Source organism: Bradyrhizobium sp. JR3.5, from assembly GCF_054057015.1.
The window spans coordinates 4,271,112-4,288,018 of the sequence record NZ_JBSRYV010000002.1 but is presented as its reverse complement, the minus strand read 5'-3'; the positions used below and the strand labels follow the sequence as shown (position 1 = coordinate 4,288,018).

At 60.9% G+C, this 16,907-nt stretch carries 21 protein-coding genes, 1 tRNA gene and 1 pseudogene; 6 read left to right on the top strand and 17 right to left on the bottom strand.

Annotation, left to right across the window (positions count from 1 at the left end; all coding sequences use genetic code 11):
- The first annotated feature begins 298 nt into the window (after positions 1–298).
- Complete coding sequence (locus ACVWW1_RS37445; RefSeq protein ID WP_456659332.1) at positions 299–2,182, top strand: cation-translocating P-type ATPase; 1,884 nt, start codon at positions 299–301, stop codon at positions 2,180–2,182.
- A complete protein-coding gene (locus ACVWW1_RS37440) occupies positions 2,179–2,850 on the top strand; it encodes a cation transporting ATPase C-terminal domain-containing protein (RefSeq protein WP_456659331.1) in 672 nt (223 codons plus the stop codon). The genes ACVWW1_RS37445 and ACVWW1_RS37440 overlap by 4 nt, the downstream gene beginning before the upstream one ends.
- A 435-nt stretch (positions 2,851–3,285) precedes the next feature.
- Here ACVWW1_RS37440 and ACVWW1_RS37435 read toward each other — a convergent pair whose 3' ends face one another.
- The 5 genes from ACVWW1_RS37435 to ACVWW1_RS37415 form a co-directional block, all read right to left on the bottom strand.
- Positions 3,286–3,546: a hypothetical protein gene (locus ACVWW1_RS37435; RefSeq protein ID WP_456659330.1), complete on the bottom strand. Its 261-nt coding sequence runs from the start codon at positions 3,544–3,546 to the stop codon at positions 3,286–3,288.
- Positions 3,547–3,555: 9 nt separating this feature from the next.
- Complete coding sequence (locus tag ACVWW1_RS37430; RefSeq protein WP_207835296.1) at positions 3,556–3,768, bottom strand: YgaP family membrane protein; 213 nt, start codon at positions 3,766–3,768, stop codon at positions 3,556–3,558.
- Between the two features lie 122 nt (positions 3,769–3,890).
- Complete coding sequence (locus ACVWW1_RS37425) at positions 3,891–4,124, bottom strand: universal stress protein (protein WP_456659329.1); 234 nt, start codon at positions 4,122–4,124, stop codon at positions 3,891–3,893.
- Entirely contained in the window at positions 4,031–4,654 is a 624-nt protein-coding gene (locus ACVWW1_RS37420) for a hypothetical protein (protein ID WP_456659328.1), read from the bottom strand. Before ACVWW1_RS37420 ends, ACVWW1_RS37425 begins: the two co-directional genes overlap by 94 nt.
- Before the next feature lie 545 nt (positions 4,655–5,199).
- The gene (locus tag ACVWW1_RS37415; protein ID WP_456659327.1) at positions 5,200–5,571 is read right to left on the bottom strand and encodes a carboxymuconolactone decarboxylase family protein; all 372 of its coding nucleotides are present in this window, start codon (positions 5,569–5,571) and stop codon (positions 5,200–5,202) included.
- Between the two features lie 290 nt (positions 5,572–5,861).
- Here ACVWW1_RS37415 and ACVWW1_RS37410 point away from each other — a divergent pair, with 290 nt between their 5' ends.
- Positions 5,862–6,596 carry a CBS domain-containing protein gene (locus tag ACVWW1_RS37410; protein WP_456659326.1) on the top strand — a complete coding sequence of 245 codons (735 nt, stop codon included), beginning with the start codon at positions 5,862–5,864 and terminating at the stop codon, positions 6,594–6,596.
- Positions 6,597–6,657: 61 nt separating this feature from the next.
- Here ACVWW1_RS37410 and ACVWW1_RS37405 read toward each other — a convergent pair whose 3' ends face one another.
- A complete protein-coding gene (locus tag ACVWW1_RS37405; protein WP_456659325.1) occupies positions 6,658–6,816 on the bottom strand; it encodes a hypothetical protein in 159 nt (52 codons plus the stop codon).
- A 328-nt stretch (positions 6,817–7,144) separates the two neighbouring features.
- On the opposite strand from ACVWW1_RS37405, the gene ACVWW1_RS37400 reads away from it, so the two are divergent.
- Entirely contained in the window at positions 7,145–7,846 is a 702-nt protein-coding gene (locus tag ACVWW1_RS37400) for a CBS domain-containing protein (protein ID WP_456660770.1), read from the top strand.
- Positions 7,847–7,879: 33 nt separating this feature from the next.
- Here ACVWW1_RS37400 and ACVWW1_RS37395 read toward each other — a convergent pair whose 3' ends face one another.
- The 4 genes from ACVWW1_RS37395 to ACVWW1_RS37380 all read right to left on the bottom strand — a co-directional run bounded on the left by ACVWW1_RS37395 (position 7,880) and on the right by ACVWW1_RS37380 (position 11,126).
- On the bottom strand, positions 7,880–9,235 hold the full coding sequence (locus ACVWW1_RS37395; protein ID WP_456659324.1) for an MBL fold metallo-hydrolase RNA specificity domain-containing protein: 1,356 nt from the start codon (positions 9,233–9,235) through the stop codon (positions 7,880–7,882).
- Between the two features lie 29 nt (positions 9,236–9,264).
- A complete protein-coding gene (locus tag ACVWW1_RS37390; protein WP_456659323.1) occupies positions 9,265–10,284 on the bottom strand; it encodes an LOG family protein in 1,020 nt (339 codons plus the stop codon).
- Positions 10,281–10,466 (bottom strand): hypothetical protein, encoded by a 186-nt coding sequence (locus ACVWW1_RS37385; protein WP_456659322.1) that lies wholly within the window; start codon positions 10,464–10,466, stop codon positions 10,281–10,283. Before ACVWW1_RS37385 ends, ACVWW1_RS37390 begins: the two co-directional genes overlap by 4 nt.
- 198 nt (positions 10,467–10,664) lie before the next feature.
- Positions 10,665–11,126: a CBS domain-containing protein gene (locus ACVWW1_RS37380; protein WP_456659321.1), complete on the bottom strand. Its 462-nt coding sequence runs from the start codon at positions 11,124–11,126 to the stop codon at positions 10,665–10,667.
- Positions 11,127–11,518: 392 nt separating this feature from the next.
- On the opposite strand from ACVWW1_RS37380, the gene ACVWW1_RS37375 reads away from it, so the two are divergent.
- Entirely contained in the window at positions 11,519–12,139 is a 621-nt protein-coding gene (locus ACVWW1_RS37375) for a LysE family translocator (protein WP_456659320.1), read from the top strand.
- A gap of 40 nt (positions 12,140–12,179) precedes the next feature.
- Here ACVWW1_RS37375 and ACVWW1_RS37370 read toward each other — a convergent pair whose 3' ends face one another.
- Positions 12,180–12,644: a host attachment protein gene (locus tag ACVWW1_RS37370; RefSeq protein WP_456659319.1), complete on the bottom strand. Its 465-nt coding sequence runs from the start codon at positions 12,642–12,644 to the stop codon at positions 12,180–12,182.
- A 129-nt stretch (positions 12,645–12,773) separates the two neighbouring features.
- On the opposite strand from ACVWW1_RS37370, the gene ACVWW1_RS37365 reads away from it, so the two are divergent.
- Positions 12,774–13,460, top strand: coding sequence for a CBS domain-containing protein (locus tag ACVWW1_RS37365; protein WP_456659318.1), 687 nt, complete (start codon positions 12,774–12,776; stop codon positions 13,458–13,460).
- An 88-nt stretch (positions 13,461–13,548) separates the two neighbouring features.
- Here the strand turns inward: ACVWW1_RS37365 and ACVWW1_RS37360 are convergent, their stop codons facing one another.
- The 6 genes and pseudogenes from ACVWW1_RS37360 to ACVWW1_RS37335 all read right to left on the bottom strand — a co-directional run bounded on the left by ACVWW1_RS37360 (position 13,549) and on the right by ACVWW1_RS37335 (position 16,905).
- On the bottom strand, positions 13,549–14,253 hold the full coding sequence (locus ACVWW1_RS37360; RefSeq protein WP_456659317.1) for a S1C family serine protease: 705 nt from the start codon (positions 14,251–14,253) through the stop codon (positions 13,549–13,551).
- Between the two features lie 89 nt (positions 14,254–14,342).
- Positions 14,343–14,843, bottom strand: a complete 501-nt coding sequence (locus ACVWW1_RS37355; protein ID WP_456659316.1) for a hypothetical protein — start codon at positions 14,841–14,843, stop codon at positions 14,343–14,345.
- A 106-nt stretch (positions 14,844–14,949) separates the two neighbouring features.
- Positions 14,950–15,477: a c-type cytochrome gene (locus ACVWW1_RS37350; protein WP_456659315.1), complete on the bottom strand. Its 528-nt coding sequence runs from the start codon at positions 15,475–15,477 to the stop codon at positions 14,950–14,952.
- A 302-nt stretch (positions 15,478–15,779) separates the two neighbouring features.
- On the bottom strand, positions 15,780–16,085 hold the full coding sequence (locus ACVWW1_RS37345) for a hypothetical protein (protein WP_456659314.1): 306 nt from the start codon (positions 16,083–16,085) through the stop codon (positions 15,780–15,782).
- Between the two features lie 262 nt (positions 16,086–16,347).
- Positions 16,348–16,424: transfer RNA gene (locus ACVWW1_RS37340), tRNA-Met, on the bottom strand.
- Positions 16,425–16,540: 116 nt separating this feature from the next.
- A pseudogene (locus ACVWW1_RS37335) lies at positions 16,541–16,905 on the bottom strand (hypothetical protein).
- Positions 16,906–16,907: the final 2 nt, after the last annotated feature.

Here is a 16,907-nt window from a genome sequence, read left to right as displayed (position 1 = left end):
TCCTGCTGAGATCGCCCTTCCAAACAAGTTCAGACAGGCCAACAACAACAAGTCACCCCGTGACGGTCCCCTCCTCCGATCGGGCGCAGCAGGGCCGTGCCGACTGTGCGAACTCATGCCAACCCGTGGGCACTGTCCGGGTCTTCGCTCCGCCCCGGAATCACAATTCCAACGCCAAATCAATCGATCGCCGACAGGATTTTCATCCTACCACGAACGGCTTGAGCCACGTCAACCTCGAATCCGTACGGCCACACTACGATTTGCCGCCAGTCCTTTCCAACATCACGAGACTCTCATGCCGCCCAAGCCGTCTGCGTATGGCCCAGCCATTGAAGCGTTCTGGCGCCAGCCAACCAGTTCGCTCTTGCGTAGTCTCGACACTCAACGGTGCGGTTTGCGCCAACGGGAGGCCGAGAAGCGGCTCGCCCGGTTCGGCCCGAACCTCGCAGAGCCATCGCAAACGCGATCGATCCTGCAGAAGGTCGTACATCGTCTGGTCAACCCGCTGATCGCCATCCTGATCGCGGCGGCGGCGGTGTCGGGGTTCAGCGGCGACCTCGCGAGCTTCGTGATCATTACGCTTGTGGTAGGCCTGTCGCTGACGCTGGACATCCTGCAGGAACATCGCGCGGAAGTCGCCGCCGATGCCTTGCGACGCTCGGTCGCGATTCAGGCAGATGTCATTCGCGATGGCGCAATCGTCGCGCTGCCGGTGAGCGAGCTCGTGCCTGGAGACGTCGTGGAGCTGCGGATCGGCGACCTCGTGCCGGCCGACGGGGTCGCGCTAACGGCCCGCGATTTCCAGCTGAACGAGGCCCTCATGACCGGGGAACCGTTTCCGGCCGCCAAGACGACCGAGCCATGCGCCACCAGTCTGCCCGCAGAAGCGAGCAATGCCCTGTTCGCCGGCACCAGCGTCGTCGGCGGCAGCGGGGTCATGCTTGTCGTCCAGACCGGGCGTCGTACACGCTTCGGCATGATCAGCGCCGAGCTGTTGGCGAACGATCCCCCAAGCGCCCTCGAGCAAGGCGTCCAGAAGCTTGGCCTGCTCATTCTCAAGCTGACGCTCTTTTTGACGCTGTTCGTGCTGCTCGCCCATCTCATGGCACATCGGCCTGCCATGGAGTCATTCCTGTTTGCCGTCGCGCTGGCCGTAGGCCTGACACCGGAGCTCTTGCCGATGGTGATGACGGTGACATTGGCACGCGGAGCGCAGCGGATGGCGAAGCGCCAGGTGATCGTCAAGAGGCTGTCCGCAATCCACGATCTCGGTGCGATGGACACGCTATGCGTCGACAAGACCGGTACGCTGACGGAAGCCAAGATCACGCTCGCGGCACATCTCGATCCTGCGGGACGCCCCAGCGATCGGGTGCTCGAGCTGGCCCGATTGAACAGCGCTTTCCAAACCGGCATCCACAGCCCGCTCGATGAGGCGTTACTTGCCGCAGACAGCCCGCCGGGATGCAGCGCCTGGACCCGGCTCGCCGAGATTCCCTTTGACTACGAGCGGCGCTGCCTCTCGGTCCTTGCGGCGCGAGACAACGACCGATTTCTGATCGTCAAGGGCGCGCCGGAAGCGATCATGGCCCGCGCGGTCGCGGTCGAGGTCGATGGCTTGGCCCGACCGCTGGATGATAGCCACCGTGCTCAGCTCGTTCGTCTGGAGGATGACCATGCCCGGCAGGGCTTTCGGCTGCTCGGCGTCGCTATCCGAAACATGGCGCCGGACCGGGTCAATGTCACGACCGAGGACGAAGCTGTCCTGACGGTGGTCGGCTTCTGCGCTTTCGCGGACCCTCCCAAGCGCGATGCGGCCGACTCCGTCCGGGATCTGAGGGCACGCGGCGTCAGCATCAAGGTGCTCTCGGGAGACCACGCTGCGGTGGTCGCGCATGTCGCGGATGCTGTCGGTCTCCCCTCCGGCCGCATCCTGACCGGCGGCGAGATCGCCGATTTGAGCGACCAGGCGCTCGCCGCGCAGGTCGAGGATGTGGACTTGTTTGCCAGGATCGATCCCGAGCAGAAGAGACGGATTATCCGGGCCTTGCGTCAACGCGGTCACGTCGTCGGCTTCATGGGCGACGGCGTCAACGACGCTCCGGCGATTCACGCCGCCCCCATGTCGGAATTTCCGTCGCCGGCGCGACCGAAGTGGCACGCGCCGCCGCGGACATGATCCTGCTGGCCCCTGACCTCTCGGTGCTGGGTGCGGGCGTGATCGAGGGACGGCGAACGTTCGCAAACATCTCCAAGTATGTGCGCATGGGAACCAGCTCGAATTTCGGCAACATGCTATCGATGGCGCTGGCATCCATTGCCCTGCCGTTCCTGCCGCTGTTGCCGCTGCAGATCCTCCTGAACAACCTGCTCTACGATCTCTCCGAGATCGGCATTCCATTCGATGAAATCGACGAGGAGGATGCCGAGAGACCCCAATCATGGAATATGGCAGATATCCTGCGGTTCACGTTCGTCATGGGCTCGATTTCATCGCTGTTCGACGTTGCGACTTTCACCATTCTCCTGAAGGTCTTCCACACCGATGCGGCCGCATTCCAAACCGGCTGGTTCCTGGAATCCATTGCTACCCAGATCCTCGTGATTTTCCTGATCCGCACCGCGGCGGCCGCCATGGCGCGCCAGCCGACCGCATCGCATCCTGGCGCTGGGCTCGCTGGGCGCGCTTGCTTCAGGCATTTTCCTGGCGCTGGGACCGGCCGGTTCCTTGTTCGGTTTCGCCGGCCTGCCGCCTATGCTGCTGGGTGCGATAACTTTGATAACGATCAGCTACCTCGCCATGGCCGAGGCCGGAAAGCATCTTGCTCTCCCAGTCGCTGCACGTGAGCGAAATCGCGATGCGCTACGGCCACAGCATCCTGCTAGCGATGCCGCAGTGAATGGATGACCCGCAGACGCCACACATTAGCGGGACCGCGTGACCTGAGTTGATCCGCATCAAGGCCTTTCTTCCCCCGAATGCGATCATTGTACTGGCACGATACATGGCTTTGACCACAAATGGATCGATCACGGCAACGGAACGAGCAGAGACTTGACGACGCGAGCGATAGCGATGCTCACGCCGTCGCAACCTCGGCGCCGACGCCAACACTCGATCAGCCGAAGCGACGCCGGCATCTTCGGAACGGTCCGACCGTCTCATGGTATGGCCGTCTGATGATCGTTGGCACATTGCTGGTTGCCGCCGGCTGGGAGATCTTCCGGCTGCTTCTAACCATCATCACTCTCGACTGAAGGTTCGTTGAACGGATTTCGGATTCAGCGTGACGTTGGGGGCGCATCCTGCACCAACTCGACCGAACGATACGCGTCGGAGTTCGATTTTCGGAAGTACACCGAGCCGTCTCCCGGAATGCTCACGCAATGGTGCTTCCTGGCAAATTGTGCGGCCTTGGCGGCAGCGACCTCGTTGATCCCAAACAACCGCTCATAATCATGATCGGAGATTCTCAGAACAGCGCCAGCGCCGAGACGATCGAGTCGCGATCGCAACTCGGCAAGGGTCAGGTCTTTATTCATACGCTATCTCTAGACCGAGCTGGACTTCTGCCGAGTGTTGATTCCCAGCAACGTGTAGAGCGGACAGTACGAGAAGAATGCTGTCGCGATCAGAACGAATCCGAGCGTCCCGGCGACCAGCCATCCTGCTCCAAGCGAGCCGTCCTTGAGCGTATATGCGATCACAGCCAGGCCGATGATGATCCGGGCGTACTGATCAATGAGTCCAACGTTGCGTGTCATGGCAATGTGCCTCCTTTGATGCAGCTTCATTTTGAACGCATTCCGGCTCACGGCCCTTGATCGTGATCAATTCACGCGGTGCAGACCACCAACCAGCGCCGGACCGGGTGGACACAGCCGATCTAATGCGACATCAGCAGGCAGATTGGAGCGTGCTGCAGCAAGCCGCGCGTCATGCCGCCGAACATCCATTCACCGAGCCGGCTATGCCCATAGCCTCCGGTGACGATGAGGTCGGCGCCTTCGTTCCTTGCCAGCCTGACTAGGTACTCTGCGTCCGGCTCGGCCGTGTGGACGCGAACGTCGGACTGGCAATTGACGCTGTGCCGTTCGAGATAGCTCGCGACATCTCGCAAGGGCGGCGGGTCGCTGCGTCCTGCTCGTCAGACGTGCAGATTTCGGCGACAGTCACCTTCGAAGCCCGGGTCAGAAAGGGCAATGCGTCGCGGACCGCCAGACGAGCCTCGCGGGTGTCCTTCCAGCCGACGACAATGCGGTCGGCCGACAAGCCAGTCACGCCCTCCGGCACCGACAGCGTGGGACGTCCCATCCGCAGGATGGCCTCGGCCGAGTCGAGGTAATGGAAATTGTCGGACTGGGCTTTCCGGCGCTTGAAGACAACCAGATCTGCCACCCTGGCCTGCTCCGCCAGGAACGCAGTCGGGGATTCCAGCGCCCATCGCCATTCCACCTTATGGCGCTCCCGCCCGGCGATCTTCCTGAACCACTCGCCCTTCGCCGCGAGATCGGCCCGCATCCGCTTGATATCATCCTCGGTGGTCTGCTCGATGATCACGCCTTCGGCGACAAAGGGCGGATCGATGGCGGACGCTGAAACGCCGATCATCGATGCATGAAAACTTGTCCGCAATACCTTCGGCGACACGAACCTGTCCCTCGTCCTGCTGCTGAGGGTCAACGTAAACCATGACATTGGCCAAATACATGTGCCTGCTCCACCAAAGTGAAATGATCGTCTATCGTTGGGCACGGCGGCGCTGCCAACGTTGAACCAGGTCAAGCTTGCCTCGACCTCTGAGCTATTCGTCGCTCGCCTGCCTAATCTGGATCCCGCCCGACACTGCGAGCCGAACGCGCCAGCGCCTCATATCCGGCCGCAATCTTCATGAAGTGATCGCGAGTCGCATGGTCCTGATGTCGTGCAGCCTGGCGCTTCGTCCGTTCGGCGCGGGACGTCCAGTATGAAGCGTCGTCCTGAGACTTTCCGGCACGCGGCTTGTTCTGCGCGACATCAACGGCATTCTTCGCCGCCTGACGTGGCGGCTGCGCTTCGGTCCCGTTTTGCTGCGACGGCCGTTGCTTGGCATATCCAGAGCACATCATACAAAATCTCCCAGCTGTCGAAGCACGACAGCTCCGGTCCCTTCCGGTCGTTCGCCAACCGCCTCGCGGCGCGCGGCGTCGATCGGATCAATCCATCGCCGGCTCGGCAACCACCGCGCGCTCCTGAAACTGGTCGTAAGCCCCGAGCGCGTCAGCGGCATACATCAAGGACGGTCCACCGCCCATGTAGACCGCCATCGCGAGCGCCTCCTCGACCTCCTTGCGGCCGACCCCAAGCTTGACCAAGGTCTCGGCGTGGAAGCCGATGCAGCCGTCGCAGTGAGCGGCAACGCCCAATGCAAGCGCAATCAATTCCTTGGTCCGGGCATCAAGCGCGCCATTTCTGGTTGCCGCCTGCGCCATCGCCGAGAACGCGCGCATGGTCTCCGGAATGCCCTTGCGCAGTTGGCCCAGATTGCTGGAAATGTGCTTGCAGACGTCGGCATAGTCCTTTTGCATGCGACCCTCGATCTTCGATACTGGAACGGTCCAAGGGAAGAGCGGCTCCACCAACGGGGACGCACCGGCGAACGCCGCCCTCATCCAACGCAGCCCGGCAACACGATCTGGCCTCTCTGAAGGACGTGCGTGTTCGGCCTGCAAGGACCCGCACCTTGTAACGCAGCGATCCCGCGTGACATTGCGCCAGATCAAACCGCGCACAGTTTGTCGCTTGCGTCAGATCAACACATTCCACGTGTCCAGCGCTAAGCTGAATGTTACGTTCCAGAACGATCGGAGATACTCGGATGTACGCGCACCAGATCATGGCCCGCAAGGTGCTTTCGACAACGCCGGACAGCACCATCCTCGACGCGGCAAACATCATGCTTCAGCACCGTGTCAGCGGGCTTCCCGTGGTCGACCGCGACGGCACGCTCGTCGGCATTATCACCGAAGGCGATTTCCTTCATCGCAGCGAGATCGGCACCGAAAGGAAACGCAACTGGTTGGCGACTTTCGTACTCGGACCGGGAAAATGGGCCGAGGACTACGTATTCGAGCATGGACGCAAGGTATCGGAGATCATGACACGCGCGCCGGTCACCGTGCCTGAAGATGCATCGCTGACAACGGTTGTCGAACTGATGGAGAAGAACAACGTCAAGCGGCTGCCGGTGGTTCGCGGCGGCAAGCTTGTCGGCATCATCACCCGCAGCAACTTGCTGCGAACGGTAGCAAGCCTTGCACGCGACGTACCCGCTCCGACGGAGAACGACGACCAGATCCGGCGGCGCATTCTGGACGAGATCGAGCGGAACGCCTGGTGTCCGTTAGGACTCACCGTCATCGTCAGAGACGGCATCGTCCACTTGAGCGGCGTGATTACCGAAAGCAGATTTCGCAAGGCTGCGATCGTCGCGGCCGAGAACGTTCCCGGAGTCCTTGAGGTGCATGATCACCTCTGCTGGGGTGATAGTTTCTCGGGCTACTATCTGAAATCTCCTGAAGATCAGGAGGTCGAGGAGAAGCAGGCTCACTAGAGGCGGCACGGCGAGGGACATCTCATGTGCTTCGGGAACGCTGATGATGGCGTGGACAACTCTAAAAATCGCACGTCGCCTTGTTGATCCAGAGCAACAACGCTCCGCTGCGATCGCGCTCAACCCCAGACCACCGCGCATTCGGAGCTTCTGCACTGACCAATGAAACGGCAAGAGCGATTTTGATGATCTTCCTGTTCGGCTCGCTATCGATCGCCATCCAGATGTCGGAGCGCAGCGCGACGAAGCGACGGAGAGCATTGGCGCTACAGGCACCACGCCGCGCCCACCCTCGATAGCATGATATTCCATACGAATGCATCGAATGCCTTGCTGATCCCGACGTCGCCTATCGGCAGCAGGCGACCACATTGGCCAACGTCGCAATCTCGCATTGTCGAAGTCACCATGGCGGCATCGGGGCGCTGTTCTGGTTCCGTGGCGAACGCCGTTGCAGCCGGTTGAGCCAGCTCAAAGAAGGGGGCCGGAAAGCCCCTATTTTGACCCGACAGGCTCATTGGAGGCATACATGCCGCGCCCACCAGATCATGACCAGGAATGTCGTCACCGTTACGCCTCGGACCTCGATCGAGGATGCCGCCAACATCATGCTTCAAAACCATATCAGCGGCCTGCCGGTCGTCGACAACGGCAAGTTGACGGGAATCGTCTCGGAAAGCGACTTTATGCGCCGCGGCGAAATCGGAACCGGGCGCAAGCGTTCGGCTTTTCTCCAGTTCCTGGTCGGACCTGGCCGCGCAGCCGCGGACTTCGTCCACGAACGCGGTCGCAAGGTCGAGGACGTGATGACACTGGATCCGGTCACGGTCGAGGAACAAACGCCGCTCGAGGAGCTGGTGCACTTGATGGAGAAAAAGGGCATCAAGCGCTTGCCCGTGGTGCGCGGCAAGGACCTTGTCGGCATCGTGACCCGGTCAAATCTGCTCCAGGCCGTGGCCAGTCTGACGCACGAGATTCCGGATCCGACCGCAGACGACGATCATATCCGCGATCGTATCCTCCGGCAGATCGACGCCGTGAGCTGGCGCCCTATCGGGTTCGAGGTGACCGTCCGCAACGGCGTTGTCCATCTGCATGGCATCGTCACCAGTGACCATGCGCGCGAAGCAACCATCGTGGCCGCGGAGAGCACCGCCGGCGTCAAGAAGGTGCATGATCACCTCTGCTTCGTGGATACCTATACCGGCTTCTACGTCGAATCTCCCGAGGACATGAAGGCGGCGAGCTGAAACGACCGGATCGGGCTCGCCTTCGCAGGCCGCCTACAAATCAAACACGTCGCCCAGACGCGGCAGCTCAACCCGCTGTCCCTCGAAATGCGCGGCGAGCGCCTGCATTGCGGGCTCTTCGCCATGAACCAGGAACGTTGCCTCGCATCCCTCGATCGTGCGTCGCCATGCGAGCAGCTCCTGCTGGTCCGCATGAGCTGAAAATCCGTTGATCGTGTAAATCGTGCTGCGAACCGCAATGTCTTCGCCGAACAGCCGCACGGACTTGGCCCCATCGATGATCTGCCGCGCGATCGTTCCCGAGGCGGCGTATCCGACGAATACGACCGCCGATTCCTTGCGCCAGATATTATGCCGAAGATGATGGCGAATTCTGCCGCCGGTGCACATCCCGGACCCGGCCATGATGACGGCACCGCCGGTTATCCTGTTGATGGCAACCGAATCGGCACTTTCACGGACCAGACGCAGGTTTGCCGGGTGCAGTGGATCCCGCCCTTCACGAAACATGGAAGCGGCCTCCGAGCTGAGACATTCGGAATGCCGCTTGAATATCTCGGTCGCCGAAATCGCCATCGGTGAGTCCAGGAAGATTTGCATGGCCGGCGGCAACCTGCTGCGCTCTACCCCCTGGCGCAGCACATAGAGGATCTCCTGGGCACGCTCGAGCGCGAAGGTCGGGATGATGACGTTGCCGCCGCGCGCCAGCGTGCTGCCGATCGCACCGTAAAGCTCCTCGATGGAGTCTTTCAGCGATCGATGGCGCCTGTCGCCATACGTCGATTCCATGACGACAATGTCGGCGCGCGCCGGAGGGCTCGGGAGACGCAGCAGCGGACGACCGGCGTTGCCGAGATCACCCGAGAACAGGACCGAACGCATCCGGCCGTGCTCGGCGACCTCGATCAGGATGCTCGCAGAGCCCAGGATATGGCCGGCATCGAGGAAGGTTGCGCGAAGTCCCTCTGCGAGCTGTAACGGTTGCCCGTATTCAGCCGTCCTTCCAAACCGATCGAAGCAATCGAGCGCATCGAGGACGGTATAGAGCGGCGACGACCCTTCTTCTTTCCCCCGTCTGCGCCACTGGCGGGCCCTCCGCTGCGCGTCTTCCTCCTGAAGATGCGCGGCATCGACCAGCACGAGGCGGGTCAGTTCACGACTGGCCGCAGTCGTGATCACCTCACCCCTGAACCCTCGCTTGGCGAGCAATGGAATCCTGCCGCAGTGATCGAGATGGGCATGGGTCAGCAGAACATAGTCGATGGTCGCGGGGTCGAACCCGAAGGCGGCGACGTTCTCTTCTACCAGGTCGCGGCTTCCCTGAAAAAGACCGCAATCGATCAGAATGCGTCGGTTCAGGCATTCGACCAGGTGACAGGACCCGGTCACCGCTCGATCGGCGCCATGAAAGGATAACTTCACGATCCGACCTCTTGACTGATCGACTTGCCCCGTGAGGCATTGTCTCCGATCGGAAGAAGCGGCCGGCCGGCCGCCTCGTACCACCGCAGAATGCCCTGCCAGGCTTCCTCGGCCGACTCTACGAACCAAAACAGGTCCCTGTCTTCCTGATCGATGACACCCTCCTCGACAAGGAAGTCCGGATCAAACGCGCGACGCCAATACGACTCGCCAACCAGCACGACCGGCACCCGCGCAATCTTTCGGGTTTGCGCCAACGACAGCACTTCGAACAGCTCGTCCATCGTGCCAAAGCCACCCGGGAACGCCACCAGCGCCCGCGCGCGCATCAGGAGATGCAACTTTCGCATTGCAAAATAGTGAAACCTGAAGCACAGCTCGGGCGTGACATATGGGTTAGGGTCCTGCTCCTTTGGAAGGGTGATGTTCAGTCCGATCGACTGGGACCCGACGTCGTGCGCACCCCTGTTGGCTGCTTCCATGATGCCCGGGCCGCCACCGGTCATGATCAGGAGGCGGCCGCCGATGGCCTTTTCGCTTGCGGCACCGACGATCTGTCCGAATTCGCGCGCGATTCGGTAATACTTGCTGTTCGCCGCAATACGCCGTGCCGCCTTGAGACGGCGCTGCAAACCGTCATCGTCGGGATTCAATGCCAGCGTATCAGCTATCGAGGCAACGGCCCGGCGCGCCGCCGGCGCCTCGCAAATGCGAGTGCTGCCAAAGACGACGATCGTATGAGCGATCTGATGCTCTCGCAGCAAGGTTTCGGCCTTGAGAAAATCAAGTTGGAGGCGAATGCCGCGTGTGGCTTCGCTCTGCAGGAAATTTTCGTCCTGATCCGCCTCTTGATAGCTTGACGATTGCAGGATGTTGCGCAGAGCGCCGGGCGCGCGAGTGTCCCCCTCGACGCCCTCGGGCTGATCACTCGGGAGTGCCGCGGCCTTGTCGACACGTTGGGTCGGCTTCGGGATCGAGCTCGGATGGGTTGATCGCAGACCGCCTTCGTCAATCATGCGCCGGCCTGTCGTTTTGCTTTGGAGGGAGCAAGCGCCGCATCGTGCTTCAGGACCTCACGAACTTCGTCGTCCTCCAACGCATCCAGAAGCCGGCGGCGATCGCCTGACCATTCGCAACCAATATCTGCTCCATATTTCACAGGTTGCTCGACGGCAGGCAACTTCATTCGATCAGTCATGGCGGACCTCGTCAGCATTCAATGAGCATAGCCTAGCATCCGAGACCGGATGCATAGACGCCTTGAGCAACGTCAATTCAGCGATAGCATTCTTGATGGAAAGGCACGGCAATTAGCCTACTTCTCGCTCTTCCTGAGCTCGACTAAAAAGCGCTCTCGGATCAATCGTACGCCCCACAATTGCCCGCGGCTTCTGCATCAATCGCCCTCGGATCGCGCGAGTATTCTCTCAAGCGCGATGATCAGCTGCACGCGGCCAACGATGCCAACGACCAGCGCATCTCGGAGAACCATGACCTGCGATATCTGATGATTGTCCATTGCGGCAACGATCTCATCCACGGTCGCGCGTTCGTCGACGCAAACGGGCTTGCGGCTCATCACAGCGTCGACGCTGAGGGCCCGGGTCCGCTCGCGGACCAGCCGCCCCTCCTCTCTGCTCAGCAGCCATTCGAGCCAAAAGCCCTCTGGCCAATGCACACCGAGTTCGCGACGATGAAGGAAGTCGCCCTCGGAGATAACACCGACCAGCGCCCCTGAGCCATCGAGCACGGGCAGGCCGCGCTGGCCAGTTTCCAGCAATAGACGGACGGCGTCGAGCAATGGCGCGCCCGGTTTGATCGTCGCGAAGGACGCGCGCATGACATCCAAAGCCAACATGGGCAAACTCCCAGAGCTTGGTGTACGCGATGGTCTGCCAGCATCGATCAAAAATAGAAGGCCAGGCTGATCTGGATCAATAAGCCGTGCAGCTTTTATAGCCGCTGGTTTTCGCCGCAAGATCATTTCGGCGAGCTGTCAGCTCATATGGGAATCGCCGTCGAGGATGGGGCCGCTACCCTTATTGCCCATGTCGAAAGCTACTCGCAGAAGCTCGCGGCCGTTGCGCCCTCCGCCGACTGCAACCATGTAAGCTCGAAATAGAGAGAGAGAGAGAGAGAGAGAGAGAGAGAGAGAGAGAGAGAGACGGCAGACATGGAGAATTTGACCCAGATCAAGCCATCGAACCAACATCTAGGGCAACCCCGCGTTGGGAGCACACGGATCGAGCCATGAGCGAAAACTCTCTATTAGCTTTCGTTCTCACGGTCACGCTCATCGAACTGACACCGGGACCTAACATGGGCTATCTCGCGGTGCTGGCCGCGTCGGCTGGTCGCAGGGCCGGTCTTGCCGCAACAGCCGGTGTCGCCTTCGGCTTGTTAGGAATTGGGATCGCATCGTCGCTCGGCCTTGCAGCTATCGTGGCTGCCTCCAACCCGCTTTACGAAGCCCTTCGCTGGGGTGGCGCGCTCTACCTGCTTTGGCTTGCCTGGCAAGGATGGCGCGATGCGCCGCAAGAGATCGCCAAACCTATCGAAGCGACGGCGAACACTAAATTTTTTCTCAGGGGCTTGATTACCAATCTATTCAATCCCAAGGCCGGTGTTTTCTATCTATCGATTTTTCCGACCTTCATCGATGAGGCACGGCCATTGCTTCCGCAGACTGCGATTTTGCTGACGGCGTACGTTACTATAGCGACCATAATTCATTCGGCTGTCGTCGTTTCAGCAAACGCTATCCGGCCAAGCATCGAAAAACGCGCAAACACAATGCTCATCAGGCGGATAATGTCGGCGTTGCTGGCCGCAGTCGCAATCTGGCTGTTCTATACGACGAGACGAACTTAGCCTTGAACTCGCTCTTGAGACACTGTCGGCCGCACAGTGCCTATCGTGTGGGCGACGCAAGCGCTTCCACAATGTGCTTTTCAATTTCCCCGACGGGAAGCCTGGTCAAATCCTTGGGAATCTCCGCAATGATGTGGCGCCTGACATCGGGAGCGAGTGTCGCTCGAAGCTGTGCCAGAGTACGCGGTGGAGCGACGATGACAAGCGCCGTCGCTCTTCCACTCCGGACAATGGCCTCTGCAGCCCGCGCAACCCGCCTTGTGAATCGATACTCCTCGAGCTCGTGCCAGTTCGTCGGTTCGACGGCTCCCCGCTGACCGGAGACGATCCCCTTTACGAAGTGTCCGGGGCGGTCCGTGCCTTGCAGATGCGTCGCCGGGTTCTGATCTTCGAAGACAGCCTCCGCCTTCAGGTTGGGGAACCGATCGTCGCCTTCGTTGCGGAGCAATAGCGCCTTGCGACCGTCTCCGACAAACACGAGCGCCTTCCTTGGAATTCCGGCCATCTCGACCTCCTCCGCTTCAACGAGTCCTCTCTACGGCCAGGGAACTCCAGACCGATTGATCGGGGTCAAATCGCCCCTGCGCGAGATCCCGCAGAATGTGACATGTTCCCGTCTACGGAGAGCACGATCATGCAAGCGCGCGACGTCATGGTGTCACCCGTCATCACGGTGGACTCTAACGCAACGGTGCAGCGGGTTGCTTCCCTGCTGCTCCAGCACCGCATCAGCGCCGTTCCTGTTGTGGGCAAGGACAGCGAACTCGTCGGAATCGTCACGGAAAGCGATTTGATGCATCGGACCGAAGCCGGCACCGAGCGCCCGTATTCGTGGTGGCTGCGACTACTGGTCGGAGACGCGCAAATGGCGTCCGACTACGTGAAGTCCCATGCTGTCAAGATCGCGGACATCATGACCCGCAAGGTCGTGACCGCGGCGCCGGATACACCTCTACATGAAATTGCGATGCTGCTCGAGAACCATGGCATCAAGCGTGTCCCCATCGTCGATGAAGCCGGCCACCTCCTCGGCATCGTCAGCCGGGCCAACTTGCTCCAGGCCGTCGCGAGCGCCCGGCCGAAGTTGGAGATATCACCCACCGATTCCGCTATCAGGAAGAAATTACTCGGCGAGCTTCGCGAGCAACCATGGGCACACACCTTCAATCTGACCGCGACCGTACAGAACGGCGTCGTCGACCTGTGGGGATATGCGCCATCCGCCGCCGAGCGCGCGGCGATCCGGATTGCCGCGGAGGCAATCCCCGGTGTCATTGCAGTGAACGATCACCTGTTGGAAACGCCGATCATGGTTTACTGATCCTGGTGCACGATCATTGAGCGGCCACCATTCAGCCTGCTAATCAAATCGGTCGCACCTCAAGACGATCCGCGATCCCGCGGAACGCCTAATTCATTCTGATGTAGAGACGATCGATGGCATCCGAAGGAATCGCCAGTACAAAGGCGCGCTCGGATTCAGTCTCACCGGTGCTGGCGGCAACAATGCCGATCACTTCGCCCCGCAGATTGAACAGCGGCCCACCTGCACTGCCGCGATCCACCAAGGCGTCGGTCTGAATGAGATCCTGGCACGGGATGCCGGGCCACGAACGATGCAGAGCGCTGACGATGCCGAAGCTAATGCTTTGAGTGAGCCCCGAAGAGCCGCCGACCGCAAGGACGAAATCCCCGGGCTCTGCGTCGATCGATCGACCGATGCGAGCTGCGGTCAGGCCCGACGCCGAAATCCTCAGCATCGCCAGGTCATATCGCTCGTCGGCCACCACGAACCTGGCGTCAAGCTGGCGCCCGTCCGGCAATCGGATCGAGAGTGTCTTGGCGCCGCTGACCACATGATTGCTCGTCACGATCAATCCGGACTCCGCCTTGATGATGACGCCCGCACCATACACATCCTTCGTCGTGGGAGATGGACCATTGGGAAGCCCGGGCCCCGTGTCGATCGACCGGGAAACCGCCGCTGTCTCCGTAGTGGCTTTTATGCCGACGACACTTTGGATGATCTTCCCGACCAGAGGCGCAAGTGTTTGCACATCCCGGATTTCTCCTGCTCGTACCTGTCCGGGCCACAGTAGGAGCATCCACGTCATGATGACAATGGATGACGACAGGCGGCCGGCCCACTTCCTCGGTGGCCTGCGGCAGGGCCTTTTCGGGTTCATCTCGTGCCCGCCCCGCACTATTCGGCTGCGGCTATTGGCAGCGCGCCAGGCCGCTCCGCCGCAATGAGTGCCTTCCACAATGCAGCGATACTGTTCTGAGTGCCTGGCAGAATCGAGCAGTGCCCGGCGGCATCAAAATCACAGAACCGCGCGGCAGGATCGTCACACATCTCGGCGAACGCCCGGTTGATGAGGTCGAGGCATTCGAGGAGCTTGGTGATGTTGTCCAAACCAGCACGACGCTGAAGATCGAGGAGACGGAACGTCAAGACCGGCGGCTCGCCGAAGGAGATCTCGGGATGGGCGAGCCCGAAGAACACTTCGACAGCAAATGGCACCTGTCTAATTCGATTGAGAAGGTTCGTTGCCTGGGCTCTCGTGCAAGCAACCAGGCGAGGCGACGACACTCCGGGTGCCGGCCTTGGACTGAGAGCCGCCGATATCTGCTGCTCAAGCCAGAGGCGAACGGGAGCCGGGGCGTTCTGGATTTGCTGGGCATCAAGCATTATGCTGGTCATCGTTGATCCTCCACTTTCCATATGACCACTAACGACTTTGCTCGCAGCGGCCTTGATGGGGATCAATGTTGCGCGCGGCGCGCCTTCGCGCATACAGGGCTGCCGCTCATCTATTGCAGGAGATCGCGTCGCCGCGGCCGAGCAGTATCGGCAGCACGACGATCCCGAACGCCTTCACTGTCGCTACTTTTGCTGAATGCGGTTCAGATAATCGATAACGGCGAGGATTCGTGTTCGCACGACGACCTCCCGCAGATCCCGGGAAGGATCGAGCGCGTCGTAGGCCCGGATCGACAATGTGAGGCAAGCTTTTAACGGGATTGTATCGTTCCCCCCAGATCGGCATCTCATGCGTGCCGTGCGCGGAAATTGTTCTCCGCCCATCTATGGCTTCATAAACGGCGGTTATAGGAAAGACCCCGTTGTTGTTCTTGGCCAAAGCCGTCAAATCGGCAGGCGGCACCTTCAGCTGCTCAGCGACAGGTCCCCTGCCCTTTCCATCCACACCATGGCAGCTTGCGCACGAGGCTTGAAATTCGACCTTGCCGACATCGGCATCTTCAGCGTGAGCTGCCGCGGCGAAAACGACGGTCAGACTGACAATCATCAGCGGCTTCAGGCAAAGGGTCATCATATCGCGTCCCCAGGCTTTCCGATAAATCTGTCTAGCGGCGATGGACTTGCTTCAGTTTGACGTAAATCAATGGAGAGGAAACTCGCGGCCTTGCCGCGCAGTCGACCGGCCTATGCCTCGTACCAAGCCGATGAACTTCCCTTGGACCTCTCGGTGCAACGTCCGCTCCACTTGCCGCCAGTCCCGCTTTGAGCAATGCGTCGCGGATGGCTTGCGCAACAACGGCTAGTGTCTCTGCCTCGGTCATCATTTCCACTTCACCTCCCGGACCGATTCGAAGACCACGGCTGGGCGGTTTACTCTCAGCTCGCACCGAGCTTTTCTTCCTGACTGTCATGGTCGTCAACCCCATGCGATTCACCGTTTCCACTTTCGACGCCCGCAGCGGCGAGCGCCTTAAAAAGGAGACGATCACCAAGTGCGCACGGCCAGAACGGCGACTCGGCGAGATCGAGCGCGAGATGAACCGAATCGTTGACTCCATTGTCGTCGCAGGCATGCCGCCGGAACGGTTCGTCGCCCGGATGCAGGAACTTGAGGCGGAAAAAGCAAAAGTCATGGCCGGGCTCGAAAGTGCCAAAGAAAGCGACAACGTCATCGCGCTGCACCCCAAGGCGCTCGACCGCTACAAGCGCGCCGTTGTGGCACTAGCCGATGAACTGAAGCACGGCAGTCCGACCGAGTTCGCCACCATCCGCGAATTGGTCGCGGCAATCATCGTGCATGCCAGCCCAGGCCGGCCTGGCGGTGCGGGAACCAAAGCGAATGCCGAGGACAATCGGAGTGTACGGATCGACATAAAGGGCCGTCTTGCCGCGCTTTGCGACAATCCCGCCCTTTTCCCGAACATGGCTATGTCGGGGGGAACGTTGGTAGCGGGAGAGGGACTCGAACCCCCGACCCCAGGATTATGATTCCCGTGCTCTAACCAGCTGAGCTACCCCGCCATGGGCTCGCGATCGGCGGCATGCAAGCCGCGGGTGCGAACGCGCGGCATATAAAGAGTGGCACGCACGCCTGTCAAGCAAACCCGGACGAGACCGCAAACTATTGCAGACAGAGGCTATTTTGGCCTGACTGAGGGGTCGCCGCCGGGGCTGCCAGGTGGCGGAATCACCGGCGTGTTGCCGCCTTGGGGGGTCGGCGCACGCATTGCATTTTTTCGGGGTCGACGCCGGCCGGCGGACACAGCACGCCGTCGGATTTGGCTAGCTTGTCGCCCAAAGCTTGCCCGGTGGTGGTTCCCTCCGGAACTGCAACACCCGGATGCGAAGGCTGCTGCGGCGCGCAATTCGCGGCGGCACGCGACGGCGCCGGCGGCGCAGTCTGTGCCGGCGGCGTAGCGGGCGTCGGCGGCGCCTGCGCCCCGGCAACGACGGGCGCCATGATCAGGGCCCAGGACAACGCGAGTGTTCGATTGATCCTCATGA

Bases quoted from the DNA above. Each gene is read 5' to 3' on its own strand.
- ACVWW1_RS37370 (WP_456659319.1), bottom strand. From the start codon at position 12,644: ATGGCCGGAATTCCAAGGAAGGCGCTCGTGTTTGTCGGAGACGGTCGC.
- ACVWW1_RS37415 (WP_456659327.1), bottom strand. From the start codon at position 5,571: ATGCAAAAGGACTATGCCGACGTCTGCAAGCACATTTCCAGCAATCTG.
- ACVWW1_RS37445 (WP_456659332.1), top strand. From the start codon at position 299: ATGCCGCCCAAGCCGTCTGCGTATGGCCCAGCCATTGAAGCGTTCTGG.
- ACVWW1_RS37430 (WP_207835296.1), bottom strand. From the start codon at position 3,768: ATGACACGCAACGTTGGACTCATTGATCAGTACGCCCGGATCATCATC.
- ACVWW1_RS37435 (WP_456659330.1), bottom strand. From the start codon at position 3,546: ATGAATAAAGACCTGACCCTTGCCGAGTTGCGATCGCGACTCGATCGT.
- ACVWW1_RS37390 (WP_456659323.1), bottom strand. From the start codon at position 10,284: ATGATTGACGAAGGCGGTCTGCGATCAACCCATCCGAGCTCGATCCCG.
- ACVWW1_RS37440 (WP_456659331.1), top strand. From the start codon at position 2,179: ATGATCCTGCTGGCCCCTGACCTCTCGGTGCTGGGTGCGGGCGTGATC.
- ACVWW1_RS37380 (WP_456659321.1), bottom strand. From the start codon at position 11,126: ATGTTGGCTTTGGATGTCATGCGCGCGTCCTTCGCGACGATCAAACCG.
- ACVWW1_RS37410 (WP_456659326.1), top strand. From the start codon at position 5,862: ATGTACGCGCACCAGATCATGGCCCGCAAGGTGCTTTCGACAACGCCG.
- ACVWW1_RS37365 (WP_456659318.1), top strand. From the start codon at position 12,774: ATGCAAGCGCGCGACGTCATGGTGTCACCCGTCATCACGGTGGACTCT.
- ACVWW1_RS37355 (WP_456659316.1), bottom strand. From the start codon at position 14,843: ATGACCAGCATAATGCTTGATGCCCAGCAAATCCAGAACGCCCCGGCT.
- ACVWW1_RS37400 (WP_456660770.1), top strand. From the start codon at position 7,145: ATGACCAGGAATGTCGTCACCGTTACGCCTCGGACCTCGATCGAGGAT.
- ACVWW1_RS37405 (WP_456659325.1), bottom strand. From the start codon at position 6,816: ATGGCGATCGATAGCGAGCCGAACAGGAAGATCATCAAAATCGCTCTT.
- ACVWW1_RS37350 (WP_456659315.1), bottom strand. From the start codon at position 15,477: ATGATGACCCTTTGCCTGAAGCCGCTGATGATTGTCAGTCTGACCGTC.
- ACVWW1_RS37375 (WP_456659320.1), top strand. From the start codon at position 11,519: ATGAGCGAAAACTCTCTATTAGCTTTCGTTCTCACGGTCACGCTCATC.
- ACVWW1_RS37385 (WP_456659322.1), bottom strand. From the start codon at position 10,466: ATGACTGATCGAATGAAGTTGCCTGCCGTCGAGCAACCTGTGAAATAT.
- ACVWW1_RS37360 (WP_456659317.1), bottom strand. From the start codon at position 14,253: ATGACGTGGATGCTCCTACTGTGGCCCGGACAGGTACGAGCAGGAGAA.